This window comes from Pseudophaeobacter leonis (assembly GCF_002087335.1).
In the GTDB taxonomy this organism is placed as follows: domain Bacteria; phylum Pseudomonadota; class Alphaproteobacteria; order Rhodobacterales; family Rhodobacteraceae; genus Pseudophaeobacter; species Pseudophaeobacter leonis.
In genome coordinates this window covers 12,226-37,879 of the sequence record NZ_MWVJ01000006.1, presented here as the reverse complement: position 1 = coordinate 37,879, position 25,654 = coordinate 12,226, and the positions used below count along the sequence as shown (strand labels likewise).

Sequence of the window (25,654 nt, the reverse complement as noted above, 5' to 3'; positions counted from 1 at the left end):
ACCCCAAAGGGGCGGGGGCCCTCGGCGATTTGGCTTTGGCAGCCGCCTTTCCCTGCCGGGCGGTCCTCAGGCGATGGGCGGCTCCAAAGCAAAGCGGATGGGGAGAGGTGCGCAGGCGGCGCGCGCTGTGCTTGGCTGGTTTTAAGGTGGGATCATTAGCTCTGGATGGCGATATGCGTGCGCGCTGCTCGAAGGAGTTTTGGGATGAATAAGGGGATTACTGCGGGTCTTGATTTGATGCCGCCGGAGTTTGAGGCGGGGCTGGGTGTCTGGTCGAGTGGGATGGAACGCCGGGGGCTGATACCTATGATGGGGTGCCGAACGCGGCGATTGTGGTGGCGGATGCTGATTTTGCCGGCTGTATGGAGTTGCAGAAACTGCAATCGACCCAAAAGCTGCGCTACATGGGCAAGACGCCGCTGTTGCCGGGCTGCTATCTGCAGGTGAAGGCGCGCATCAAGGCCGTGAGCGGCGCGCTGCCGACGGTACGCATCGCCGGTTGGGCCGGCGATGACAGCGAGTCACATGTGGGTGGCGTGACCGAAGTGGGCGGCAGCACCACCCTGACCACCTATGGATCCGTGGTTGAAGTGACCGCCATCGTTGGCACGGGCGCGCGCACCGGGGTGGATATGCCCTGGGGCCGCGCCGCCACCTATGGCCATATGGGGCTTGACCTGATTGGCCCCAACGGCGGTGTGGTCCGGATTGACGACATTGAAATCACCGATATCACCAGCGCCTTTTTGCGCGATATGCTCAGCGTTGTGGATGTGCTGGATTATGGTGCCGTAGGCGATAATGCCACAGATAACACTGCCGCCTTTGAGGCGGCGGATGCGGCGGCGGATGGACGGCAGATCCTGGTACCTGCAGGACGGTTCTTTCTGGGCGACACGGTGTCTTTGAACAACCCGGTCTTCTTTGAGGGCAGCCTGCGCATGGCCACAAACAAGATGTTGCTGTTGCGCAAAAATTTCGACTTTCCCTCCTATGCTGCCGCCTTTGACAACGAGGAGCTGGGCTTTAAGAAGGCCTTTCAGGCGCTGCTGAATTCGTCGGATCATGAATCCCTTGATCTGGCGGGGCGGATGATCACCGTGACCGAGCCGATTGATATGCAGGCCGCAGTCCCCAACCGCACCTCGTATTCAACCCGGCGGGTGATCCGGAATGGCCAGCTGGCGGCCTCGGGGGGGGCGGCCTGGGATACCGATACCTGGACCGAGCGGGCCACCTATAACCCAAGTGATCCGCGCACGCTGACGAATGTGAACAATATCGCCAATATTGCGGTGGGCTCCCTCGTCGAAGGCAGTGGCGTCGGGCGTGAGATCTATGTGCGCAGCAAAAACATTGGCACCGGCGAAATCACCCTGAGTGCGCCGCTATATGATGCCTCGGGCACCCAGAAGTTTACCTTCAAAGACTTCAAATACATCTTGGATTTCAGTGGCTTCAGTGCGCTGAGCAAATTTGGCATGACAGAGGTTGAACTTCAGTGCAACTCACATTGCAGCGCGCTGCGTCTGCCCGCAGCGGGGACCGTGTTCAGTCTCGATCACTGTTTTATTTCGCGGCCAAAGGATCGCGGCATTACCTCTATCGGGTCGGGCTGTCAGGGCATCCTGGTGGACAATTGCCAGTTCCTGTCGGCGGAAGAGCCGCTTGATGTGGAAGATCGCACCAGTGTTGGTCTCAACGTCAATGCCAATGACGCCAAGCTGCGCAACAACCGTGTCACCAAATTCCGGCATTTTGCGCTGCTGGCGGGGGCGAATAAAACCATTACAGGCAATCATTTCTTTCAGGGAGATGAGACCGCAGCCGGTGTGCGCACGGCGGGCCTGGTGCTGGCCTCGACCTATTGCGCGACCACGGTGTCAGACAACTATGTCGACAATTGTTTTATCGAGTGGACCAACGAGCAGGACCCACGTCCCGATTTCAACACCGGGTTTTCCTTTAGTTCGCTGTCGATCACCGACAATGTCTTTTTGTCGAGCCACGTCGCTCCCTGGTTCAGCTATATCGTGGTAAAGCCCTATGGCACGGGTCATTTCCTCAATGGGGTAAGCATCTCGGGCAACAAGTTCCGCTCGATCAATGGCAGTATTGACCGGGCTGACCGGGTGGACACCAGCTTTTCGGATCTGGATTTCGGGCGCTGCAAATCGGTGTTCTTTGAGGGCAATACCTTTCACGGCATCACGGCTATCGTCGCAAGCCCTTTGCGGGTGCGCCATGTGCAATCCTCTAATTCAAACACCTGGACGGTGCAGACCTCTGGCAACCTGCCGTTTGAGGGCAATGCACGGGCAGTGGATGCGGTAACGGCGATTGGCCCAATCCGAAATGCGTCCGGCACCTTCAGGTATGTAATGCCCTATGTGCAGCTTGAGCAGGGCAGCAATGATGACCAGATCCGCCTGAACTGGGGAGAGAGCCTGCGCGGTGAGGTGCAGGTGGTGGTGCGCGTCGACAAGTAGCGCGTTGGCAAATATATGGGCGGCTCTGATCTGGCTGTTGTCTCTACTGTTTAACCCCAGCATTCCGGCCCGGAGTGTTGGGGTTAAAAGCGTTGCCACAGGGCGATCTTCAGGCCGAGGTTTTGGGTTTTTGCCTGGCGATATTCAATCCCGATGACCAATTCGCTGGTTTCAAACACCTTCTGAGCCGGAAGCGACAGGCCAGAGAGGCTGAGGCGTATGGAGGGGGTGATCGCGTAGCTGAAATCGGTGCCATTGCCAAAGGCGGTTTCGATTTGCAGCAGAGGCGACAGCTGCCGCCCGGTGGTCAGGCCGAAACTGCCGTCCAGTTTCCAGAGGGCCTGTTCTGCGTCGCCGCGCTTCTCATAGATCAGATCGAGAATGCCCCAGAGGTTGCCCCGGCGGGTTGCAAAACCGCGCCCCGCCGACACCGTCAGGCGATACATTGGCTGCCAGTCCCCCTGGCTGTGGTTGCCGCCGAGGGCCAGCTCGGTTGCAATTCGCGTTGCATTTGGCCTTTGCCGCAACGGCAGGCGGGCAAAAAGCAGGGCATGGCCGGACTGTGACCCGACCTGATTGAGGTCGACCCCCAAATCAAACCGCCCGTTGAGGCCAAAGTCGCGATAATAGCCAAATTCGGTTGTGAGGCCCTGATCTGTATTGCGCAGGGCAAAGCTGGTCGCGGCAAATCCGGTTCCGGGCGCGCGTTTCCAGGCTCCGGACAGGGCGCTCTGGGGCAGCAGCGCTGCGCAGAGCGTCAGAGCCAGAAAACCCGCGCGAAACATGGCTATTTGCGGACAGATATTGTTGTCATGTACTCGTTTTAGGTGAGTGGTGCGTGCTTGCAAGAACCTTAGGCAAAAACAAGTCCGCTTTTGGCCGTAACCATCGTAGGCTGGTCACACTTAGCGCAGTAGCCAGGGAGCAGAGGATGCCAAAAATAACAGATGCGGCGGAGATCCAGACCGTCATCACCACTTTTGAGATGTCGCCGGGAACCTGCCAGGATCTGATGGAGGCGCTGGAAGAGGCCTATGGCGCCTTTATCTCAAAGCAGCCGGGGTTTGTGTCGGCGGGCCTGCATGTGAACGATGCGCAGACCCGGATTGCCAACTACTCGCAATGGCGTCGCCGCGAGGATTTTATGGAGATGCTGCGATCACCGGAAATGCGGGCGCGCAATCGCAAGATAAACGAGCTGTGCCGCAGTTTTGAGCCGGTCATGTATGAGGTCACGGCGACGTTCCAGGCCTCCTGAGCCGCACCACCCGCTGGGCTGGCCAGTTTTTTAGCGGCCAGTTTTTTAGCAGCCAGTTTTTTAGCCGCCAGTATTGTGAAAGCCTTCGCGTATCTGTTGCGCAAAACTTCTGTGGCCAAAAGGGTAAAGACCCTGACCTGGATCAATGTCGGTGCAGCTGTGAGGGTACATGCTGGGCCTACGCGAACAGCTTAGGAGGCTTCAAATGTACCATAATATTGTCGTGCCAATTTCCTTTGACCCGGACCGTGATATATCCGCGCCGTTGAAACTTGCACAATTGCTGGCAACACCGGAGGCCAAGATCACTCTGTTGCATGTGGTTGAACAGGTCCCGGCCTATGCGATGTCATATATGCCAGTTGAATATATGGCGCAGGCTCGTGAGGCGCTGGAGAGCGAGTTGGAAGGCCTTGCAAGGACGCTGCCAAATGCCACTGGGGTTGTTATTGAGGGGCACTCTGGACGGTCGATCCTGGATTGGGCCGAGCAGAACAAGCCGGACCTGGTGATCATCGCGTCGCATCGCCCCGGAATGCAGGATTTGCTGCTGGGCTCTACCGCGAGCCAGGTGGTGCGCCATGCCCCCTGCGCTGTCCACGTGGTCCGCTGATCAAATCAATCTTGGTCAGGCCAGATTGGTCAGGCCAGATTGGTCAGGCCAGATTGGTCAGGCAGATCAGGGCGGCTCAACCGGTCTGCTCTGCCTGATAGGCTGGCCTTTTGTCCAGTTTTGTAGAGTGAGCCCTCCCCATTGCGACCACCGGGGCAGCCCGATGCCTAACACGGGCGTGGCTCAGGGCAAAAACAGCGCGGTGCGCCCTGTCAGCTCAAGCGGGCCCAAATGGCCCAGTCAGGTTAAGCGCGCCAAAATGGCGCTGGCAAAGCGTATCATTCCGCCGGGCGTCAGGGTTGATCGCAGCAGAACCTTGTTGGAATTCACAGCCTGCGCGATGCGGGCATAGTGCTCTTGTTTGTTGGACGCAGAGCGCAGCAGGCGGGTCTCGGCCTTGGTTCAGGGCTTTATCGGCTGCACGCTTAACCGCTGGAATGGCTGAGGATTTGATTGGTTTGTAGGTTTCCAGGGCGCGCCGCCGGACGGGTTTGCTGGGGTCACGGTTTTTGTTTACCGCGGCTTCCAGACTGCGTTCGACCTGCAGCATGGCCTTGTGCGCCTCGGAATAGGCCGGGTTGCCGGTGAGCTGGTCCGCTGCGCGTTTGTAGACCCAGCGATAGCAGTCATACCGGTATATCCACGGCTGGGACCCACACCGACTGGCCCCGCGGGTGAGCGTTCTGACGACACTGCGGGTGGTTGCAGAGCTAAGCCCGTGTGAGGCCGCCGCACCGCCGTAGCCGCCGTCCCCACCTTCACCGCCGCCCAGCGAAGCCGTGGGAACCTGTCCGGCAGCAAAAACCACCGCAGTCAAAACGGCAAACCGAAACGCACGCATCACATATCTCCTCACTATGGCGCAAGCCTACCATGAAACGCTGTTCTGGCAAAGGCAGCAGGGCGCCGCGGGATTGTCACAGGAGTCTCCCAGAGGACTATTAAACGGGGCCTGGTATATGGGCCCAGTTCAGGGGCCTGGCGACAGGGTTTTTACCCCCGCGCCCTGCTGGGCCAGAGCCATTGATGCGCTGCCTGCCTCTCCGCATCCCATCTGCGCGCACAATGGCCAATCCCCAAAGGGCGGTCTGATCAACCTCAGCCGCAGCGCCGCCATGACGACCCAGCGCTGGGCGGGATCACGAGGCTTCTGATGCTGGCCTGGCGCTGTCGCCAACTGGGCCAGCAACTGGGCCAACAACAGGACCTCCAACAGGGTCACCAACTGGGCCAAGAGACTGACGCCATGTGATATGTGTTGGCAATTTGGCTGAGCGCCCGGGGCTTTTGTTCTTCACCATATCAACAAGCTCAAGGGCGGCTTTACCTCCCATCTCGCGGTGCGGCACATGTACGGTGGTCAGGGCCGGATTGGTGACCCGGGCCAGCTCGATATCGTCGAAACCGGTGATTGAGACATCCTCGGGCACCGCCAGTCCCAACCGCTGCGCACAGAGCAGCGCGCCGGTGGCCAGAACGTCGTTGCCGCACATGACCACGCTGGGGCGCGGGCTGCGCGCCATCAGCTTTGCAAAGGCCGCAGCACCATGTTCGATTTCATAGGCGGCTTCTATGACGGGGAGCTTTGCAGCATCCAGGCCATTGGCCTCCATCGCATCGCGGCAGCCCTGCAGGCGCAGGCGGGCCCGGTCATTGCCCTGCGTGACGCCTGAAATCATCGCGATTTTTGTGTGCCCCAGCTTAATCACCTCTTGCGTCAGGCTGAACATGGCCTGCGCGTTGTCAAACCCGATTGAGGGAATTTGACCCGCCTCACTATGGCTCCATGCTGCCAAAGCGGGCACTTTCTGCCGCGCCAGATAGTCATAGATTTCTGCCTCACGATCATGCCCGATCAACAAAAGCCCGTCCGCGCCGCGCGCAACCAGCGCCCGGATCTGTTCGTTCTCAATATCGGGCCGGTAGGCAGAACTGGCAACCAGCAGCGTATAGCCCTGCCGGTGCAACTCTTCCTGAAAGGCCTGCACCCCCCGCGCAAAGATCGCGTTTTCCATCGTTGGGATGATAGCGCCAATTGTCATGGTGCTCTTGGCCGCCATCACGCGTGCGGCAAAGTTTGGCGTGTAGCCAAGCGCCTCTATCGCCTCCTGAACCCGCTGCCGTGTTGCCTCGACGACGCGATCAGGCGCGTTCAGACAGCGCGAAACCGTGGCGCTTGATACGCCAGCCATCTTGGCAACATCGCCCAATGTCGGAATGGCCTCTGGATTTGGCATTCTCAATCTCTTGCTTTAGTTTTTCTTCATTCTATCACAGGAAAAGCCGGGGGAAAGCCACTAATGTAAGCGCTTGCATTGATAATGTAAGCGCTTACATTGATGTGTAAGCCGAATCATTTGGGAAAGCCGATCATGTTCCTCGCTGCCGCTGTCATCGTTTTTGCTCTGTATTTTTTAAATGTTGCTTTGGGTGCGTTCACGGGCGGTGCTGTGTTGGGAGACACAGGTGAAATGTTGGTTCTGCTTGCGGCGACGATCCTCTTTGTCGTTGCCATTCTGAAAAAGGAAGCTGACCGCCAAAAAAAGAGCGGCAGCTAAGCAGCGAATAGCTCCACTGGGAGGACAACCATGACAAATACACGCAATGAGCTCGCCTCGGCTGAGCGCCGTAATTTCCTTAAGCTCAGCACCGCCGGTGCCTTTACGGCGGCGATGGTCGCGGGGGCCGGGGGTATGCTGTGGTCTGGCGAGGCCGTGGCGCAAACGGCAAATGAAGAGCGCGCCCGGGAAAAAGCCGCAGATCATGTGATGACGATTGCCACGGCCTATGTGATGGGGGCGTCGCGCAGCTATCCGATCATGCAGCTGGACCTGAAAGAAAACATTCAGAACGCCACCAATGGCAAGGTCTATGTAAAGCTTGCGCCCGGTGGCCAGCTTGGGGCCGGTGGGGCGCTGGTGCAAAAGGTGCAGGGCGGCACCATTCAGGCGGCGCAGCACTCGCTGTCCAATTTCGCCCCCTTTGCCTCAACGGTAGATCTGATCAACATGCCCTATCTCTGTGGCTCTAATCAGCGGTTCACCAATCTGGTGAATTCGGATCATTGGAAGGCTGAGGTGCATCCAAAGGTGGAGGCGGCAGGTTTTAAGGCGCTGTTTTATGTCAATATTGACCCCCGTGTTGTTGCGGTGCGCAAAGGCGGCGCTGGCGCCGTGCTCAGCCCCGGTGATCTGTCTGGGGTAAAGGTCCGGGTTCCCGGCTCGAAAATGTTGCAGCAATACTACCGCATGGTTGGGGCCAACCCGACCCCCGTCCCCTGGGGTGAGACGCCCTCGGCGATCAAACAGGGGGTGGCCGATGCATTGGATCCTTCCGTTGGGGCGCTCTATGTCTTTGGCTTTAAAGACATCCTGAGCCATGTGACCTTTACCCAGGCGGTGCCGGACGCGCAGGTTTATTCCTGCAATCTTGAGTGGTTCAACACGATGCCAGCGGATGTGCAGGATGGCATCATGTGGGGGGCCGAGATGACGGCGCACCAGAACCTGTCCAAGGTGCCCTCGGCCCGTGCCTATGCCATGGCGGAACTGGCCAAGGCGGGGGTGCAGTTTCATTCCCTTAGCGCGGATCAGCTTGCGGAATGGCAGGCCGCAGGCGGCTTTCAGCGCCCGGAATGGGAGACCTTCAAGACCGAGCTGGCCGGCTCTATGCAGGCCTTTGCCAAGCTGGAAGAGGCCGCAGGCACCCAAGGCAAATACTACGTCCACGACGCCTGAACCATAGGGCAGGCGCCGCATTGGTGCCTGTCCTTTGAAGGCAGTCGATTTGAACAGCCGAATAGCTGAACCAATAGCTATGGCCAGAAGGTGGGGCGAGAGATGGGGGTGTTGAAACAAATAGACCAGAACGCAGAGCGATGGCTGCTGCTGACCTTCTATGTGCTGCTGGTGATCACCATGGCTGTGGAAGTGCTGCGGCGCGAGCTGTTCTCTTATTCGTCGATCTGGGGCGAAGAGATCGTGCGCTACGCGTTTATCTATCTGGCCTGGATCGGTGCTGCGGCGGCCGTCAAGGAACGCGCCCATATCCGCATTGATGTGCTGATGCATTATATCGGCCCCCGGCCCAAGGCGGCGCTCTATATCTTTGGCGATCTGCTGATGTTTGCGGTCGCCCTTGTTGCGCTCTTTTGGTCCTTTGAGACGGTTCTGGTCTCGGCAAAATTTGGCTCTGTCACCGATGGGCTGCGCATCTCCAAGGTCTGGTTCCTGATGGCCGTGCCACTGGGATTTTCCCTGATGATCTGGCGCCTGATCCAGTCGTTTCAACGCGACCTCAAATCCCTTCGGGACGGCACGCCCGTCTTTGAGGTCGACAAATTGTTTGATTGAGGGGGTTTGAAATGCTGTGGACCACTTTAAACCAAACCGTTGAGCTGGGATGGGATTTCTATCTGCCGGTCATTCTGTTTGTGGCGCTCATTGCGCTGGCGGTGCCGGTCTGGGCCGCGATTGGCGCGGCGGCAATCACCATGCTTGTCATGTCCGGAGATCTGCCGCTCAGCCTGGTTGGCGAGAGCCTGTTTTCTGGCATTGCTGCCTTTGCGCTGACGGCTGTGCCGCTGTTCATTCTGACGGGTGACGTGCTGGTGCGCACCGGGCTTTCGCGCAAGTTCCTCGATGTGGCCGAGGCGCTGACCTGTTTTGCCAAGGGCGGCTTTGGCTCTGCCACGGTGCTTGTCTGCGGTATGTTCGCCGCCATTTCGGGCTCGGACGCGGCGGGGGCGGCGGCGGTTGGCCGCATGACCATCGCCCGGCTGGTCGAGAGCGGCTATCCGCGCCCCTATGCCTGCGCGCTGGTCGCGGCCGGCGCCTGCACCGGCATCCTGATCCCGCCTTCTATTGCCTATATCATCATCGGGCTGGTGCTGGGAATTTCCGCCTCAACCTTGTTTTTGGCAGCCCTGATCCCCGGTCTGGCAATTCTGATCTCGATCCTTGTCACCAACCTTATCGTGAACCGACTTTATAACTATGAAGGCGGCGGCATGATGAGCCTGACTGAGTGGTCCGCCAATCTGGGGCGGGCGCTGAAATCAGGCTGGTATGCCTTTATCGTGCCGGGCATCATCTTTTACGGCATCTTCTCCGGGCGGCTGACCCCAACCGAGGCCGGCGCGACGGCGGTTGTTGTGACCATCCTCCTGGGCTTTTTGCTGCGCACGCTGTCGCTGGCGGATTTTCCGGCGATGCTGGTCAGCTCTGCCAAGGTGAATGGCGTCATCCTGCCGATCATCGCCTTTTCCGCGCCTCTGGCCGAAGCGCTGGCAATCATGGGGGTGCCGCAGGGTTTTGTGACCTCAATTACCGCTCTGACGGACGACCCCTATGTGCTCATCCTATTGATGATCGGCATTCTGATCGCGGCGGGCTGTGTGATGGAAACAACGCCAAATATCGTCATCCTGGCCCCGATCCTAAAGCCGCTTGCGGATAACATTGGCATGAATGAGATTCAGTTCTGTATCATGATGATCACGGCACTGGGCGTGGGGTTCATTACACCGCCGCTTGGGCTCAACCTGTTTGTGGTGTCCGGAATTACCGGAGAATCTATTCTCAAGATTGCCGCGCGGGCTGTGCCCTTTGTTTTGACGATGCTGATTGTTGTGCTGCTGATTGCTTATGTTCCCGCAGTCTCGACCACCTTGCTTCCCGAAATATACCAATAGGAACACGCAGAAATGACACGAGAATACCTCAAAAAGGCGAGCCTGACCGCGAAATCGGATGCATCATCGGTGCATGACACGGTCAAGAGCATCCTTGCGGATATCGAGGCTGGCGGCGATGCAGCGGCGTTGGACTATGCTGCGAAGTTCGACAAAAATGAGGGCTCCGTTCTGTTGAGCGCCGAGGAGATTGCAGCCGCCTCGGCGCTGGTGCCAGAGCGGCTGAAAGCGGATATTCGCTTTGCGCATGATAACGTCCGCCGCTTTGCTGAGACCCAGAAGGCCACTTTGACAGATGTTGAGCTGGAAATCGCGCCGGGATTTGGGCCGGACAAAAGGCCATCCCGGTAGATGCGGCGGGCTGTTACGTGCCGGGTGGCCGCTACAGCCATGTTGCCAGCGCCATCATGACAGTGACCACCGCAAAGGTGGCCGGCTGTCGCCATATCACGGCCTGCTCTCCACCGCGCCCCGGTGTTGGCGTCGCCCCGGCGATTGTCTATGCGGCGCATATCTGCGGCGCCGACAAGATCCTGGCGATGGGCGGCGTGCAGGGCGTTGCAGCCATGGCCTTTGGTCTGTTTGATCTGCCCAAAGCCAATATTCTGGTGGGGTCCGGGCAATCAGTTTGTCTCCGAAGCCAAGCGCATTCTGTTTGGCCGTGTTGGGATTGATATGATTGCCGGCCCCACTGACAGTTTGATCCTGGCTGACGCGTCAGCGGATGCGCTTGTGGTGGCCACGGATCTGGTGAGCCAGGCAGAGCATGGTTATAACTCGCCTGTCTGGCTGGTGACGGATGATCGCGCCTTGGCCCAGAAGGTCATGCGGATGGTGCCGGCCCTGATTGATGATCTGCCCGAGCTGAACCGCGAAAACGCCTTTGCGGCCTGGCGTGACTACGCCGAGGTGATCCTTTGCAGTGATCGCGCCGAGATGGCGGCCGTCTCTGATGACTACGCGCCAGAGCACCTGACGGTGCAGGCCGAAGATCTGGATTGGTGGCTGGAGACGCTGACCTGCTATGGCTCGCTGTTTTTAGGCGAAGAGACCACGGTCTCTTATGGCGACAAGGCGACAGGCACCAACCACGTGCTGCCAACCTCGGGTGCTGCCAGCTACACAGGCGGCCTCAGCGTGCATAAATATATGAAAATCGTCACCTGGCAGCGGGCAACCCGGGAAGGCTCCAAAGCGGTTGCCGAGGCCACGGCGCGGATCTCGCGGCTGGAAGGCATGGAGGGGCATGCCCGCGCCGCCGATGTGCGGCTGGCCAAATATTTCCCGGATGAGATCTTTGATTTGACCGGAAATGACTGATCCCCGCGCCTTGTTTGATCTATCCGGGCGGGTGGCCTGCGTCACCGGCGCCAGCTCTGGTCTGGGGCGGCGCGCAGCGCTTGCTTTGGCCGCTGCAGGCGCGCAGGTCGTCGGCGTTGCCCGGCGGGCCCCGGCGCTGCAAAGCCTGCAGGCAGAGATCGGTGCGGCGGCTGACTGGGTCGCAGCGGACGTGGCCGATCGCAGCACTGTTGCGGATCTGCGCGAGGCTGTCTCCACCCCCTTTGGGCCGCCGGATATTCTGGTGCATGCCGCCGGGATCAATACCCGCGAGGTGGCGGATGAGGTCACAGCGCAGGCCTGGGATCAGCCCCTTGCCCTGAACCTCAGCGCGCCCTTTTTCCTTAGCCAGGCCATGGTGCCCATGATGCGGCAAAAGGGCTGGGGCCGGATTGTGAATTTCGCCTCACTGCAAACGACACGCGACTTTCCCGGCGGCATTGCTTACGGGGCGACAAAGGCAGGGGTGGCGCAGCTGACCCGCGCCATGGCCGAGGCCTGGTCGCCGCATGGCATCACCGCAAATGCAATTGGACCCGGTTTTTTCCCAACCGAGCTGACGCAGGCCGTGTTTGACGACCCGGACCGGGCGGCGCGCAATGCGGCGCAGACCTGTGTGCAGCGCAATGGGCGGCTCGAAGATATTGACGGGCCGCTGCTGTTTTTGTGCTCCGAGGCGTCAGGCTTTGTGACGGGGCAGGTTTTGATGGTGGATGGAGGCTATACCGCGAAATGAAAGCGCTTGTGTATGAGGGTGTTGAACAGCTGGAGTATCGCGATGTGGCCGATGTGGCTACGGTCGCGGGCGCGCAGCTGATCCGTGTCGACGCGGTTGGGATCTGTGGCTCTGACATGCATGCCTATCTTGGCCATGACGCGCGCCGACCGGCGCCCCTGATCCTGGGGCACGAGGCCGCAGGCACCATTGTCGGCGGGCCAAAGGATGGCAGGCGTGTCACGGTCAACCCCTTGGTGACATGTGGAAAATGCATGGCCTGTCGGGCCCGGCGCGAAAATCTTTGTGGCGCGCGCCAGATCATATCCATGCCGCCGCGTGCCGGGGCCTTTGCGCAGTATATCACCATGCCGGACAGCAATCTTGTGGAGGTTCCGGCAGACATCCCGCTGACCAAGGCAGCACTGGCAGAGCCGCTGGCGGTGAGCTGGCATGCGGTGAGATTGGCGCTGGAGGCACTGCATCCGATGATGCCGCGGGAGGCTTTGGTCATTGGCGGCGGCGCAATCGGCCTTGCGGCGGCGCTGGCGCTTAAGGCGATGGCGGTAGAGACTGTCACCATTGTCGAGCCAAATGACATCCGGCGGGCACATTTGCAGGATCACTGCCACCAGGAGGTCGTGTCGGCCGCTTTTGGCGCCTATTCCATTGTGATTGATGCGGTGGGCTATGCCGCCACCCGGGCCATTGCCTCGCGCTGTGCGCAGCCGGGCGGGGTGATTGCGCATGTGGGGCTGGGCGAAGACATGGGCGGTCTGGATATCCGGCGCATGACGCTGCAGGAAATCACCTTTATCGGCACCTATACCTATACAGCACAGGATTTTCGCGACACCGCAGAAGCGATTTTTGCGGGGCAGCTAGGCCCTCTCGACTGGTTTGAGACACGGCCTCTGTCGCAGGGGGCGCAGGCCTTTCAGGACCTGCGGGCGGGCCGTGTGGCGGCGCCCAAGATCATTCTGACCCCCTGGCCCGGATAGAGCGGGCTGTTGTTTTTCGCCCTGACCCTGACAGACCTTTGAAATCGCCCTCGTATAGACCTGCCCTCGAAAAATGCGCCCTCAAACAGCCGCACTGGAGACAGCCCATGTATCAAAAAATCCTCGTTCCCATGGCGCTCGATCATGGCATCTCGGAACATACCCTCAAGGTGGCGCGCGCTCTCTGTGCGCCCGGCGGAGAGATCACAGCACTGCATGTCTATGAGGCGCCTCAGGGCTCTGTCAGCGCCTTTCTCGACAAGGAGGCTGTGCAGGAAGGGTTTGAGCGGGCTGGAAAGATGCTTGCTGCCAGGCTGGAAGCTTTGCCGGATGTCCACTCACGGCTGATAAAGGGGCACACGGCGCGCAGCATCATTGATTTTGCGGCGGCAAATGCGACGGACTGTATTGTTATTGGCTCGCACCGGCCGGGGCTGAGCGACTATTTCCTCGGCTCAACCGCCTCGCGTGTTGTGCGCCATGCAGCCTGCGCTGTGCATGTGCACCGCAGCGCGTGATCCCGTTTACCTGTACTGTTACACTATTCTGTATCCCGGTTTTGTAATCCCGTGCAGTTTTGCACATCAATTGAAAGGCATGTCTGAAATGAGCATCGACAAGAGGATCGTAGATGATCTTGTTGCCAACGATATCTCCTTTGTCACCACCGTCCCCTGCAAGCAGTTGGCTGGCGTGATTGAGGAGGTCGATATCCGCGACGAAATATTCCATATCCCCTCGAACAAGGAAGACGAGGGCATGGGGCTCTGTGCCGGGGCCTGGATGGGCGGCAAGCGCCCCGCCATCATCATGCAAAACACCGCAATCGGGGTGACGATCAACACGCTGGCCACACTGACGCAATACTACCGGATGCCGCTGCCCATGCTGATCTCTTATCGGGGTGAGCTGCGTGAACCTGTCGCCTGTCAGGTTGAGATGGCGATCCACACCAAGGCCTTGCTGGCGCAGATGAATATCCCGACCTATCACTTCCACAAACAGTCGGATGTGGAAGAGCTGGATATGATCCTGAAATATACCTTTATGTGCAACAAACCGGTGGCCATCCTGACGGATGCCAATTTTTGGGGAGGCTATGGCGACCAATGATCCGTTCTGAAATTCTGAAAGAGATAGCGCCGATCCTGCGGGATCAGCTGGTGGTCTGCAATATCGGTATTCCCAGCCAGGAGCTGCATGCCATCGACGACCAACCCAGCAACTTTTACATGCTTGGCACCATGGGGCTTGCCTCAAGCATCGGATTTGGTCTGGCGCTGGTGCAGCCCAAACCGGTGATTGTGATTGATGGTGATGGCTCGATCCTGACCAATATGGGCACATTGCCAACCATCGCCAACAATGTCACCGACAACTACATTCTGATGATCATTGACAATGGCTCTTACGGCTCAACCGGGGATCAGCCCACCTATGCGGGCCGCAAAACCTCGCTTGCAGCGGTCGCCGAGGCCTGCGGCTGTGAGAATGTGATTGAGTGCAGGGATGTCGACACGGGCCCGGTGCTGCAAAAGGCGCTGGACAGCGGCAAGATGCATATCCTCGTGGTCAAATGTGACAGCGGCAATGCAAAGATGCCGGTGATCACCATGGATCCGGTGGTGATCCGGGATCGCTTTATGAAGGCCGTGCAGGCGTGAACTACGCAAAGACCATCCACAGTGCCGCAGATGCCCGTCGCCTGGCGCGGCGGCAGCTGCCGTGGATGGTCTTTGACTATATCGACGGGGCGGCGGGGGAGGAGACCGGTGTCGCGCGCAATCGTGCCGCGCTTGATGCGATGGAGTTGCGGCCCAGAATTCTGCGGGATGTGAGCACGCGCTCGCTGGCAAAACCCCTGTTTGGCCAGATGGCGGACCGCCCCTTTGGCATTGCCCCCATGGGCATGTGCAATCTGTCGGCCCCCGGCGCAGATCTGATGCTGGCCCGGCTGGCTGCCCGCTACAGGGTGCCGCTTGGGGTGTCCACCGTGGCCTCGTCACCGATGGAGCAACTTATCGACACAGCCGAGGGCCATGCCTGGTTTCAGCTGTATTTCAGCGGCGATGGCAGCGGGACGTTTAAGCTGGTCGAACGGGCCCGCGCCGCAGGCTATGAGACACTGGTTCTGACCGTGGATGTGCCCGAGGTCGGGCGCCGCCCGCGCGAGCTGCGGCACGGCTTCAAGATGCCCTTCAGGATCGGTCCCCGGCAGTTCATTGATTTTGCCCTGCACCCGCGCTGGTCGCTGGCGGCGCTGTGGCATGGCAAGCCCCAGATGGCCAATTTTGACAAAGAGGGCTACGCGTTTGATCGCAGCGAGAGCCGGGCAAAAGCCACCTGGGACACGCTGGCGCAGCTGCGACAGATCTGGCCGGGGCGTCTTGTGGTCAAGGGTGTGCTGGACGCCGAGGATGCTGTCGCGCTGAAACAGGCCGGGGTGGATGCCATTCAGGTGTCGAGCCATGGCGCGCGCCAATTCGAGAGCGCCCCGGCGCCTTTTTGCGTGTTGCCTCAGATCCGCGCAGCCGTTGGGCCTGACTATCCGCTGCTGTACGACAGCGGGCTGCGCTCGGGGGAGGACGCGTTGAAAGCGCTCCTGAATGGTGCGGATTTTGTTTTCTTCGGCCGCATCCTGCAATTTGCCATAGCCGCGGCTGGTGAAAAAGGGCTGGAGAGCCTGTGGCAGGTTCTGAGCACAGAGATGAGCAACGCCATGGCACAAATGGGGCTGGCGACCCTGGACAGCCCCGAAGTATCAAAGGCTAGCGATGCTTCCTGAGGGCTGGTGACCGGTTCCAGCCCGAAGGAGCCGTTCTGGCAGATGAGCTGCGCCAAGGGCGACCATGTTGTAAATCGCAGAATTTGCATTCGTGGCATTTGCCTAGCGACATTTTCAAACAGGCGTCCGCAGACATCCTTAGGCTTATGAGCTCCGTAAATACTCTTCTTTGCGTGTCTTGACCGCGACATCACAACCAGAAAGAAACAGGGATGAATTCTACATCTGAACGGTCTGGGTGACGGGGGAGTGCGACATTGATCCCCCCCGAGATCCCAACAGAGGAGAGCTTGCAATGAATCCATATGAAGACTTGCCACAATCAGCCTTTTGGAAGACGGCTGTTGCCAACCGCAGCATGTTTGATGTTGATGAGATTTGGAACCCAAAGTTTCGGATTCAGAAGAAGCACAAGATCCTGACGTATGGCTCATGTTTTGCGCAACACATAGGGCGGGCATTAGACGCGCGGGGGTTTAACTGGTTGCGTCCGGAACAAGCGCCAAGGGGTATGAGCGCAGCAAATGCCACGCGGTTCAACTATGGTATATTCTCCACCCGAACCGCCAATATCTACACAACGTCGCTGTTGCGGCAGTGGACAGAGTGGGCGTTGGCTGGGGTCGAAGCACCTGGCGAGGTCTGGACGCATGGGGACCGGTATCTTGATCCGTTCCGTCCTAGGATTGAACCCGACGGATTTGAAACACCTGAAGAGCTTTATCAGTCGCGATCACAAACCATCCGTTCGTTTGCAGAGGGCATAAAGGAGGCTGATTTCTTTGTCTTTACCCTTGGTCTGACTGAAAGCTGGATAAACAAAGACCTCTCTTATGAATATCCAATGTGCCCGGGAACCGTTGGGGGCGTTTTTGATGAAAGCCAGCATATTTTTCAAAATCAGCAATTTCAGAAGGTCCTGAATAACCTAATTCGGGCAATTGACCTTATTCGCGGCGCAAACCAAAAAATAAAATTCATACTTACTGTTTCTCCGGTGCCCTTGGCCGCCACGATGACAGACCGGCATGTAGCGGTTGCAACTATGGCCTCCAAGTCAGTTCTGCGCGCTGTCGCAGATCAGGTCAGCGCTAACCGACCCAATGTTGATTATTTCCCGTCTTATGAAATTATCAGCAGCCCAATTTTTAAAGGGGCCTTCTTTGAGCCTAATCAACGCCAGGTAAACCCGGTTGGGGTGAATTTCGTGATGGATAATTTCTTCCGGTGTCAGGAAGATAAATTCGGCCCACTCAGTCCTTCTGCCGAAAAGAAGGCCCCTGATGGCGATAATCTGGAAATTGTCTGCGAGGAAGAGATCTTGGGGGCGTTTCAAAATGCATAGGATCTGCATTCTTGGAAACAGTCATGTCGCATCGGTAAAGCAGGGCTGGGACAAAATTAGCGGGGACTGGCCGGGCATTGATGTGAGTTTCTTTGCTCAGGCAGGAAACCAGGGCCTGCAATCCGTCTGCGTCGATGGCCATCATCTAACGTCAAAACAAAGTAAAGCACGAAACTCATTTAGTCTGACTCATGGCAAAGAACGTATGGATATAGGGAGCTATGATAGTTTTCTGATCTATGGCGCAAGAAGTAGAAACTACTGGCCTGGTGATACTTTCTACTCCAGAAGTTGTGTTGAAACAGTGATCGATGATTTGACCTGCGATACGCCAGCACAACATGTTCTGTCTTGTTTGAGGCAGGTTTCCGAAGTCCCTATTTTCATCGCTCACAGTCCTCTGCTCGCGGCCAAGAAAATACGAGACCGCAATGTGTCCAAAGAGTACCTGGATGGAATACAAATCTTAAATCAGTTGCACTACAGCAAATACAACGCCGAAATGGTAGCGCAGCCACTGGTAACGATTGTAAATGGACGCAATACCGCGCCGGAGTACTCGTGGGGAGTTACGAAATTATCTTCGGTTTTGGGGGGGAGTGACGAGAAAAGCAATTCTGCAGACAACACACATATGGACGGTGCCTTTGGTGAGGTCTGGTTGACTCATTTCTTTACGACCCGGTTGTCTGCTTTTTTCAAAACCTGATAGCCGGTAAGGGAGCTGAGAAGATATTGAATAAAGCGCGAAGAGTTTAGCGACGCACAGGTCATCGCTGTGTTGACGCAGGCATGTTGAAGCAGGCAAAGGGCGGTGCACCCCTACACAGAAGCAGCAGGTCGCGAAGCGTTGGCAAATTCTGCAAGGGAAACGCTGATCGCGCGCCCAAATGGCAGCAAAAAGGTGACGGACCTAACGGGGAAGTTCGCCAATGCCATCTATAAGCTCATGAAAGAACAAGGATAATGGGGAGGAATGGCGAGCCGTGGAGGACTCGAACCCCCGACCTGAGAATTAGAAGTTCCCTGCTCTAATCCAGCTGAGCTAACGGCCCGCATTCTCACCCTCACGTTTCCAATACAGCTCAAGGTTTGTCAACGGGGTGAAGCCGCAGTTTTGAAACTCTTTGCAGATTGGCCAAATGCAGGACCCGGTGCAGGCTGGCCTATTGGGCGCGGCGGCCCCTGGCCCCGGTTCCGGTGCCGTCTCGGGTTTAGGTGGCGGGCGTCAGGGGGAGGCGCATGAAGACGCTCAGCGGGTCTGTTTTGTAGCCTTCAAAGGGCGGGCAGTACTGATACCCCAGTCTCTCATAGAGGCTGCGTGCGGCGTCATAGCCCGGGCAGAGTGGCGATCCCGTTTCCAGAACCAGGGCCGCAAACCCTTTTGCGCCAGCGACCGCTGCCAGGTGGTCCATTATCTGGCGGGCCAGCCCCTGTCCGCGCGCCTGCGTGCTAACAAAGACGGATTTCACTTCGGCGCTGCCGTCTCGCAGGGTTTTTATCGCGCCGCATCCCAGGGGCTGCTCACCCTGATAGGCCGCAAAAAACAGCACGCCGGGTTTGCATAGCTCCGCAACACCTAAGGTGTGATCGCTGTCTGCGGTGCTCTGATCTGCGCCGTGCTCCTGACTGGCCTCAATCAGAGGCGCAATCGTAGGGCAGGCGGGGTCCGCCGCGCGGATTTCTATTGCGGCAGTTTGGCTCAATTTGCCTCAATGGGTCCAGGGCACGCGCCGGTTGGTGGCGAAATTCTCGCCATAGCCACCGTGGCGCAGATTGGCTTTGCGCGGCTTTGGCTCAACCACTTCGGCGTCAATGCCGTGATCCTGCGCATATTCCAATGCGGCTTCTTTGCTCTCAAAACGCAGGCGGACCTGGCTTTGGGTATCAGAAGACGAGGTCCAGCCCATCAGAGGGTCCACTTCACGCGCGCTGGCCTGAGCGTAGTCCAAAACCCATTTGCGGGTCTTGCCCATTCCAGAAGTCATGGCGTTTCGGGCTGGCCGGTAAATCCGCGCTCGCATGGGGCTCTCCTCGTGACTCGACGTGTCCTATATATGCGCCGATTGCCCCTGTGCCACAAGGTGACAAATCCAGCGCATTCAACAGGTTTTGCAGGGCTGCAACAGATCCAGCTCCTGAAACCGTACGAATGCCCCTTGAACAAGAACAAAAACAGACCAAAATTAGCACGACTCACAGGAGAGCCGAATGCCCTACGCCCATTCAGACAAATCCGAAGCCAAACTTACCCAGGCCGGGGCTGAAGCGGCACCAGAGACGCAGCCTGACATGGGCCCTGTGCGCATGGCTGACCGTGATCCTGTGCAGCGGCCCAAACTGGAGGGCGGCAAGGCCTTTGTCATGCAGACCGAGTTCTCTCCGGCGGGGGATCAGCCCACCGCGATTGCGGAACTCAGCCAGGGGGTGAACGAGGGCGAACGCAATCAGGTTTTGCTTGGGGCCACAGGCACTGGTAAGACCTTTACCATGGCCAAGGTGATCGCAGAGACCCAGCGCCCGGCCATCATTCTGGCCCCCAACAAAACCCTGGCGGCGCAGCTTTATGGCGAATTCAAGGGCTTCTTTCCGGACAATTCGGTCGAGTATTTTGTCTCGTTTTATGACTACTACCAGCCCGAAGCCTATGTGGCGCGCTCTGACACATTTATCGAGAAAGAAAGCCAGATCAACGAGCAGATCGACCGGATGCGCCACTCGGCCACCCGCTCCCTGCTTGAGCGCGACGATGTGATCATCATCGCCTCGGTGTCCTGCATTTACGGTATCGGCTCGGTTGAGACCTATTCGGCGATGAAGCAGGATCTGAAGGTTGGCGAAAACTACGACCAGCGCCAGATCATGACAGATCTTGTGGGCCAGCAGTACAAACGTAACGATCAGGCCTTTCAGCGCGGCTCGTTCCGGGTGCGGGGCGACACGCTCGAGATCTTTCCCGCCCACCTTGAGGATCGCGCCTGGAAACTGTCATTCTTTGGCGAAGAGCTTGAGAGTATTACGGAATTTGACCCCCTGACCGGTGAGCGCACCGGCGCGTTTGACCAGATCCGCGTCTATGCGAATTCCCACTATGTGACGCCAAAGCCGACGTTGACCCAGGCGGTGATCTCGATCAAGGAAGAGCTGCGCAAGCGGCTGGATCAGTTCGTGAGCGAGGGAAAACTGCTTGAGGCACAGCGGCTGGAGCAGCGCTGTAATTTCGACATCGAGATGCTGGAAGCCACCGGCTATTGCAACGGTATCGAGAACTACTCACGCTATCTGACCGGGCGCGCCCCCGGTGAGCCGCCCCCGACATTGTTTGAATTTATCCCCGACAATGCGATTGTTTTTGCTGATGAAAGCCATGTCTCGGTGCCGCAGATCGGTGGCATGTACAAAGGTGACTTTCGGCGCAAATCCACCCTGGCCGAACATGGCTTTCGCCTGCCGTCCTGCATGGACAACCGGCCGCTGAAGTTCGAGGAATGGGACGCCATGCGGCCGCAGTCGGTCTTTGTCTCCGCCACGCCCTCGGCCTGGGAGCTGGAGCAGGCTGGCGGTGTCTTTACCGAGCAGGTGATCCGCCCCACCGGGTTGTTGGAGCCAGTGATCGAGATCCGCCCGGTGCAGATGCAGGTCGATGATTTGCTGGATGAAATCCGCAAGGTCACCGCCCAGGATATGCGCACGCTTGTGACCACGCTGACCAAACGCATGGCCGAGGATCTCACGGAATACCTGCATGAACAGGGCATCAAGGTGCGCTATATGCATTCCGACATCGACACGCTGGAGCGCATTGAGATCCTGCGCGATCTGCGGCTCGGCGCCTTTGATGTGCTGATCGGTATCAACCTGCTTGCGCGAAGGGCTGGATATTCCCGAATGTGGTCTGGTTGCCATTCTCGACGCCGACAAGGAGGGTTTCTTGCGCTCCGAGACCTCGCTGGTGCAGACCATTGGCCGGGCGGCCCGGAATGCCGAGGGCCGAGTCATCATGTATGCCGACAGGATCACCGGCTCGATGGAGCGCGCCATTGGTGAAACCGATCGCCGCCGCGAAAAGCAAAAGGCCTATAATCTTGAACACGGCATCACGCCGTCGACGGTGAAAAAGAACGTCGAGGATGTTTTGGCCGGGCTCTATCAGGGCGATGTGGATATGAGCCGCGTCACTGCCAGCATCGACAAGCCGATGCATGGGGCCAATCTTGAGGCGCATCTGAACGGGTTGCGCGACGAGATGCGCAAGGCGGCGGAAAACCTCGAATTTGAGGAAGCCGCCCGCCTGCGCGACGAGGTCAAACGCCTGGAGGCGGTGGATCTGGCAGTGTCAGACGACCCGATGGCACGGCAATATGCGGTGGAAAAGGCCTCGGAGGCGGCGGTGAAATCCCGAGGCCGCTCAAGTGCCGGCAAGGCCGGAACGCGGGCCTACCGGGGAAAGTCGCAAAAGAAGTTCTCATAGCGCCAAATCCTGGCGCGGGCCGGCGCGACCAAACAGCGGGTCTGGGCCGGCCCGCAGTTTGGTCACGCCGCAGGGGTGTCTTCTGTGCGGCGTATTGTTTTTAACGTCGGAGAGGTCAGTCCTGCAATTTCGCCAGCTGACCCAGAATGCTGGTGAAGTTCTCAACGCCCTGCGCGCCGCTCACCAGATGCTTTTGGTCAAAGATCACCGCAGGAACCCCCTGAATGCCTTGACTGCGCCAGAACTGCTGCGCCTCGCGCACTGCACCGGCAAAACGCTGGTCCTGCAACACAGCCTGTGCGTCGTCTTTATCCAGTCCGATTTCGCCAGCGATCTCAGCCAGAACGTCCCGGTCCGAGAGGTCACGCTGATGGGTGAAATGGGCGGTAAAGAGTGCCTGTTTCAGATCATCCATCCGCCCCAGAGTTTCGGCCCACTGCAGCAGCTGATGGGTGTCAAAGGTATTGTGCATCCGCATCTCGGGGCCAAAGCGGAATTCAAACCCCAGCTGCTCTCCCAATGCCGTCATCTGATTGCGGTTTTGTTCCGACTGCTCCGGCGTGGCGCCGTATTTCTCAACGATATGCTCGCGCATGTTCTGCCCCTCGGCGGGCATCTCGGGGTTGAGCTCAAACGGATGCCAGTGGAGTTCATAGTCCGTCTCGGTTGCCTCCAGGGCGGTGGCGAGCTGGCGGTAGCCGATGATGCACCAGGGGCACATGACATCAGAGACGATGTCGATGCGAAGAGGGCTTTTGGTGTTTGTGTCCAGCGGGGAGTTGTCTTGAATGCGCATGGGGAGGTCCTTTCGCGAGGCAACCAAAGGCTTGTCTGGTTGACCTTTTTTAGCAATGCCTGCAGCTGGGCTCAACCTTTGTGCGCCCGTGCCACGCGGCAAAGCCTGTGCCACAGCGCAGCTCCTGTGCGCAATCTGGTAATTTCTAAGCCGTCAGTGGTCAGCCTCTGTCTGTGGCTGTTTGTTGTGACCGAGAGGGCCAAAAGCAAACCGCGCCACCCGATATGGGCAGCGCGGCGCAGTATTGAATTGAATGTGTGGTGCTAAAAGTCGTCCCAGCCTGCGGCTTTAGGCAGGGCGGACTCGCTCGGCTCATCCGCGAAAAAGTCATCCTCGGGTTCGTGGAATTCAGCATGTGCTGAAGGAGCTGGTGCCGGGCCGGAGGCCTTTGAAAAGGCTGTGGCAGAGGCGGTTCCGCCCTCGCTTGTCTTGAAGACCGAGACCTGATTGGCCAACTCGCTGGCATCATTGCGCAGGATTTGGCTGGCGGCCGTGCTTTCTTCGACCATTGCGGCATTGTGCTGGGTCACATGATCCAGCTGGGATACGCCGGTGTTGATTTCGAGCAATGTGGTCGACTGCTCGTTGGCCCCTTTCGCGATCTCTGCGACATGGTTTGAAATGGTGCCAACCCGCTCAATAATGCTCTCCAGCTCATGGCCGGCCTTGCCGACCAGATCGACGCCCTTGGATACATGCTGCGAGCTTTCAGAGATCAGCAGTTTGATTTCCTGTGCCGCATCAGAGGAGCGTTGCGCCAGGGCGCGAACCTCGGAGGCAACCACGGCAAATCCGCGTCCGGCCTCGCCTGCTCGTGCCGCTTCTACCCCTGCATTCAGCGCCAGAAGGTTCGTCTGGAACGAGATGTCATCGATCACCGAGATGATCTGCGAGATCTGGTTGGAGGAACTTTCGATCTGGGACATTGCGTTCACCGCATCGGTGACCACCTGGCCACTTTGCTTGGCACCGTTTTGGGCTTCGACAACGATGCCCTCGTCTTCTTTGGCGCCGTCCGCTGCAGACTGCACGCTGACAGTCAGCTGTTCCATTGCGGCGGCGGTCTCTTCCAGGGTAGCGGCCTGGCTTTCCGTGCGCTGCGACAGATCGCTGGAAGACTGGCTGATCTCTTCGGCGCTGGCGCGAATGCGGGTGGTGCTTTCCACCACTGCATTCATGATGTTCACCAAGGTCGAGATGGTGGCGTTGTAGTTTGTCCGCAGGCTTTCGTATTCGCCCTTGAAGGGGGTTTTGATCGACTGCGTCAGGTCCCCGTCAGACAAATGCCGCAGGGCCTGGTTCAACCGTTCCACAACCTGTTTCTGGGTTTCCTGGTCTGCCTGACGTTCTTCCTCGACGGCCTGAGCCGCAGTCAGCAGTGTTTTCAGGTTGTCGACATTGCGGGCGATGGCGCCCATTTCGTCACGCCGGTCCAACAGCGGAACAGCCTGGGTGTAGTCGCCATCAGCGATGACATTGATCGAGTCGCCGACTGCTTTCAGGGGGCGTGACAGGATCGAGCGCAGGGCAAAGGCCGAGAGCAGGCACATGATAACAAAAGCCGCGGCAGCAAGCACATGGGTAAGCATTTGCTCTGGAGCGGCCTCGGCAAAGGCCCGTTCCGGAGACCAGATCATCGCGACAGATCCGACCACAACACTGCCGTCCGCACCAGCGGTTGCAGGGGCCGCAATGAAGTAGCCATCTGCGCTGGTTTCCATGTTCCCGGACTGTGCAGCGGCGGTCCCAAACTCGACAAGAGCAGCCAGATCGGTCTCGCTGGCCTCGCCTGCCGAGGCAATGAGTTTGCCATCTTTGTTCACAGCGATACCAAACACGGCACGCCCATCAGACAGGTCCAAAATCTTGGCTATATCTGCAGAAAGACGGTCGGCATCGCCAAAGCGAATGGCGCCACCGCTGCCTGCGGCCACGGTAATTGTGACGCCATTGCCCAGAGTCCGCACGCCTTTCTCGACAGCGGCCTCAAAGGTAAGGTCATTTCTGACAGTCATCGCTGCGGACACAACCAGCGTGGTTGCAGCAATCAGCAAGCAGCACTTCATGAAGACTGACAAGCCTTTGAATAGGGGGATCGCGGGGATGCGAGCTTTCATTTTAGTACCTATCTGGTTGTTGAATGCGGGTGTGTTGCAGTGGAGGGGAACTTACATCAAGGCTTCGGCGTCGATGCCAACGGTCATTGCGCCAATCGCGGCACCAGAAGCGGCGTCGACAATGGTCAAAGAAATCTGGGCCTGATAGCGGCGGCTGGATTCATCCAGTTCCACATCGCCAAAATGGCTTGCATCGGCGCCAACACTGTATGTTTGTTGAAATTTGGCCTCATCGCCCTGCCACATATCTGAGGTGACACCAGACGACGCGACATTCAGACCCTGGGCGTCCATGATAAAGACTTCGGTGATCCGGCCGCCAGATTCATTGATTTGGGCCCGCAGAAAATCTGCTGCAGCATTTTGCAGGACGTCGTCGATAGTCGGAGTTGCACCGCTGCCAACTTCTGCGCGCCATTTGGTGTCCAGCGCGTCAACGGCGGCTTGATCAAGCCCCTGGGTTTCGCTGTTTTGCGTGGCGATGGCTTCGACCAGGACAGGCGACTGCGCCCAGCTGCGAATATTGTTTTCCAGGTAGCTGTGCATAGCAGCCTGGTAGTCCGTTGCCATTGCAGGCAGGGCGGCAAGAGAAAAAAGTGTAGCAATTGTTACGATGCGCATCTGATGCTCCTCAGCATTATCCGTCTGTGTACAGGGTGGACCAAGTGTACATTTTCAGGCTTACCGAGGGCTTAACCCGTCACAAAGGGCGCGCCGCCCGTGTTTCATAACCGGGTCAAAAGGGTCGCCTTCTGCCCACTGATCCCCTGCTGTATTGGGGGCGAAATCGTGGCAATATCTTGTTATGTAACATTTTTGTGACTTGCGGAGCTGGCTTCAGGGTTTTTGGACAGGCTAAAGAATGCGCCTGTTTTTTAGACGGAATTCCACTTTTCGCCCCTTTTGTGTGCGTGTAGCAGAGCCGGAATGGAGGGGTCGCTTTGGAAGCTGGAGACAGTCAAGGGTTGAGTAGGGAATGTGTGGCTAAAGTCAAAGGGGTTGATTCGCACAGGCGCTTTGTACAGGGGTGGCGG

At 58.3% G+C, this 25,654-nt stretch carries 22 protein-coding genes, 1 tRNA gene and 3 pseudogenes; 17 read left to right on the top strand and 9 right to left on the bottom strand.

Annotation, left to right across the window (positions count from 1 at the left end; all coding sequences use genetic code 11):
- Positions 1 to 204: 204 nt before the first annotated feature.
- Positions 205 to 2,489: pseudogene (locus tag B4968_RS02585) on the top strand (right-handed parallel beta-helix repeat-containing protein).
- 83 nt (positions 2,490 to 2,572) lie between these two features.
- On the opposite strand, the gene B4968_RS02580 reads toward B4968_RS02585, so the two are convergent.
- A complete protein-coding gene (locus B4968_RS02580; protein WP_083096336.1) occupies positions 2,573 to 3,274 on the bottom strand; it encodes a hypothetical protein in 702 nt (233 codons plus the stop codon).
- Between the two features lie 146 nt (positions 3,275 to 3,420).
- On the opposite strand from B4968_RS02580, the gene B4968_RS02575 reads away from it, so the two are divergent.
- Complete coding sequence (locus tag B4968_RS02575; protein ID WP_083096334.1) at positions 3,421 to 3,747, top strand: antibiotic biosynthesis monooxygenase family protein; 327 nt, start codon at positions 3,421 to 3,423, stop codon at positions 3,745 to 3,747.
- A gap of 205 nt (positions 3,748 to 3,952) precedes the next feature.
- Positions 3,953 to 4,360 carry a universal stress protein gene (locus tag B4968_RS02570; protein WP_083096333.1) on the top strand — a complete coding sequence of 136 codons (408 nt, stop codon included), beginning with the start codon at positions 3,953 to 3,955 and terminating at the stop codon, positions 4,358 to 4,360.
- Positions 4,361 to 4,577: 217 nt separating this feature from the next.
- Here B4968_RS02570 and B4968_RS02565 read toward each other — a convergent pair whose 3' ends face one another.
- Entirely contained in the window at positions 4,578 to 5,201 is a 624-nt protein-coding gene (locus B4968_RS02565) for a hypothetical protein (RefSeq protein WP_241525519.1), read from the bottom strand.
- A 298-nt stretch (positions 5,202 to 5,499) separates the two neighbouring features.
- The gene (locus B4968_RS02555; protein ID WP_083096331.1) at positions 5,500 to 6,597 is read right to left on the bottom strand and encodes a LacI family DNA-binding transcriptional regulator; all 1,098 of its coding nucleotides are present in this window, start codon (positions 6,595 to 6,597) and stop codon (positions 5,500 to 5,502) included.
- Between the two features lie 135 nt (positions 6,598 to 6,732).
- On the opposite strand from B4968_RS02555, the gene B4968_RS02550 reads away from it, so the two are divergent.
- From B4968_RS02550 to B4968_RS22930, 13 genes and pseudogenes are all read left to right on the top strand, one after another.
- Positions 6,733 to 6,918, top strand: coding sequence for a hypothetical protein (locus B4968_RS02550; protein ID WP_083096330.1), 186 nt, complete (start codon positions 6,733 to 6,735; stop codon positions 6,916 to 6,918).
- A gap of 30 nt (positions 6,919 to 6,948) precedes the next feature.
- Positions 6,949 to 8,097: a TRAP transporter substrate-binding protein gene (locus B4968_RS02545; RefSeq protein WP_083096329.1), complete on the top strand. Its 1,149-nt coding sequence runs from the start codon at positions 6,949 to 6,951 to the stop codon at positions 8,095 to 8,097.
- Positions 8,098 to 8,199: 102 nt separating this feature from the next.
- The gene (locus tag B4968_RS02540) at positions 8,200 to 8,712 is read left to right on the top strand and encodes a TRAP transporter small permease (protein ID WP_083096328.1); all 513 of its coding nucleotides are present in this window, start codon (positions 8,200 to 8,202) and stop codon (positions 8,710 to 8,712) included.
- A gap of 11 nt (positions 8,713 to 8,723) precedes the next feature.
- Positions 8,724 to 10,052, top strand: a complete 1,329-nt coding sequence (locus tag B4968_RS02535; protein ID WP_083096326.1) for a TRAP transporter large permease — start codon at positions 8,724 to 8,726, stop codon at positions 10,050 to 10,052.
- Positions 10,053 to 10,064: 12 nt separating this feature from the next.
- Positions 10,065 to 11,372, top strand: a pseudogene (gene hisD / locus B4968_RS25055) (histidinol dehydrogenase).
- Positions 11,365 to 12,126: an SDR family oxidoreductase gene (locus B4968_RS02525; RefSeq protein WP_083096324.1), complete on the top strand. Its 762-nt coding sequence runs from the start codon at positions 11,365 to 11,367 to the stop codon at positions 12,124 to 12,126. Before hisD ends, B4968_RS02525 begins: the two are co-directional and overlap by 8 nt.
- Positions 12,123 to 13,106, top strand: coding sequence for an alcohol dehydrogenase catalytic domain-containing protein (locus tag B4968_RS02520; protein WP_083096322.1), 984 nt, complete (start codon positions 12,123 to 12,125; stop codon positions 13,104 to 13,106). The genes B4968_RS02525 and B4968_RS02520 overlap by 4 nt, the downstream gene beginning before the upstream one ends.
- Positions 13,107 to 13,213: 107 nt before the next feature.
- The gene (locus B4968_RS02515) at positions 13,214 to 13,624 is read left to right on the top strand and encodes a universal stress protein (protein ID WP_083096320.1); all 411 of its coding nucleotides are present in this window, start codon (positions 13,214 to 13,216) and stop codon (positions 13,622 to 13,624) included.
- Between the two features lie 88 nt (positions 13,625 to 13,712).
- Complete coding sequence (comD, locus tag B4968_RS02510; RefSeq protein ID WP_083096500.1) at positions 13,713 to 14,219, top strand: sulfopyruvate decarboxylase subunit alpha; 507 nt, start codon at positions 13,713 to 13,715, stop codon at positions 14,217 to 14,219.
- Positions 14,216 to 14,770 (top strand): sulfopyruvate decarboxylase subunit beta, encoded by a 555-nt coding sequence (comE, locus tag B4968_RS02505; RefSeq protein ID WP_083096318.1) that lies wholly within the window; start codon positions 14,216 to 14,218, stop codon positions 14,768 to 14,770. The genes comD and comE overlap by 4 nt, the downstream gene beginning before the upstream one ends.
- Entirely contained in the window at positions 14,767 to 15,891 is a 1,125-nt protein-coding gene (locus B4968_RS02500; protein WP_241525515.1) for an alpha-hydroxy acid oxidase, read from the top strand. Before comE ends, B4968_RS02500 begins: the two co-directional genes overlap by 4 nt.
- Positions 15,892 to 16,186: 295 nt before the next feature.
- Positions 16,187 to 17,236 (top strand): GSCFA domain-containing protein, encoded by a 1,050-nt coding sequence (locus tag B4968_RS02495; RefSeq protein ID WP_083096316.1) that lies wholly within the window; start codon positions 16,187 to 16,189, stop codon positions 17,234 to 17,236.
- Complete coding sequence (locus B4968_RS22930) at positions 17,229 to 17,945, top strand: hypothetical protein (protein ID WP_139792553.1); 717 nt, start codon at positions 17,229 to 17,231, stop codon at positions 17,943 to 17,945. Before B4968_RS02495 ends, B4968_RS22930 begins: the two co-directional genes overlap by 8 nt.
- A gap of 268 nt (positions 17,946 to 18,213) precedes the next feature.
- Here the strand turns inward: B4968_RS22930 and B4968_RS02485 are convergent.
- The 3 genes from B4968_RS02485 to B4968_RS02475 all read right to left on the bottom strand — a co-directional run bounded on the left by B4968_RS02485 (position 18,214) and on the right by B4968_RS02475 (position 19,260).
- A tRNA-Arg gene (locus tag B4968_RS02485) sits at positions 18,214 to 18,291 on the bottom strand.
- 159 nt (positions 18,292 to 18,450) lie between these two features.
- The gene (locus B4968_RS02480) at positions 18,451 to 18,942 is read right to left on the bottom strand and encodes a GNAT family N-acetyltransferase (protein ID WP_083096312.1); all 492 of its coding nucleotides are present in this window, start codon (positions 18,940 to 18,942) and stop codon (positions 18,451 to 18,453) included.
- Between the two features lie 6 nt (positions 18,943 to 18,948).
- On the bottom strand, positions 18,949 to 19,260 hold the full coding sequence (locus tag B4968_RS02475) for an ETC complex I subunit (RefSeq protein ID WP_083096310.1): 312 nt from the start codon (positions 19,258 to 19,260) through the stop codon (positions 18,949 to 18,951).
- A gap of 187 nt (positions 19,261 to 19,447) precedes the next feature.
- On the opposite strand from B4968_RS02475, the pseudogene uvrB reads away from it, so the two are divergent.
- Positions 19,448 to 21,707, top strand: a pseudogene (gene uvrB / locus B4968_RS02470) (excinuclease ABC subunit UvrB).
- A gap of 115 nt (positions 21,708 to 21,822) precedes the next feature.
- Here the strand turns inward: uvrB and B4968_RS02465 are convergent.
- The 3 genes from B4968_RS02465 to B4968_RS02455 all read right to left on the bottom strand — a co-directional run bounded on the left by B4968_RS02465 (position 21,823) and on the right by B4968_RS02455 (position 25,241).
- Positions 21,823 to 22,503 carry a DsbA family oxidoreductase gene (locus B4968_RS02465; protein ID WP_083096308.1) on the bottom strand — a complete coding sequence of 227 codons (681 nt, stop codon included), beginning with the start codon at positions 22,501 to 22,503 and terminating at the stop codon, positions 21,823 to 21,825.
- A gap of 263 nt (positions 22,504 to 22,766) precedes the next feature.
- A complete protein-coding gene (locus B4968_RS02460; protein WP_338153190.1) occupies positions 22,767 to 24,557 on the bottom strand; it encodes a methyl-accepting chemotaxis protein in 1,791 nt (596 codons plus the stop codon).
- Between the two features lie 114 nt (positions 24,558 to 24,671).
- Entirely contained in the window at positions 24,672 to 25,241 is a 570-nt protein-coding gene (locus B4968_RS02455) for a hypothetical protein (protein WP_083096304.1), read from the bottom strand.
- Between the last annotated feature and the right edge of the window lie 413 nt (positions 25,242 to 25,654).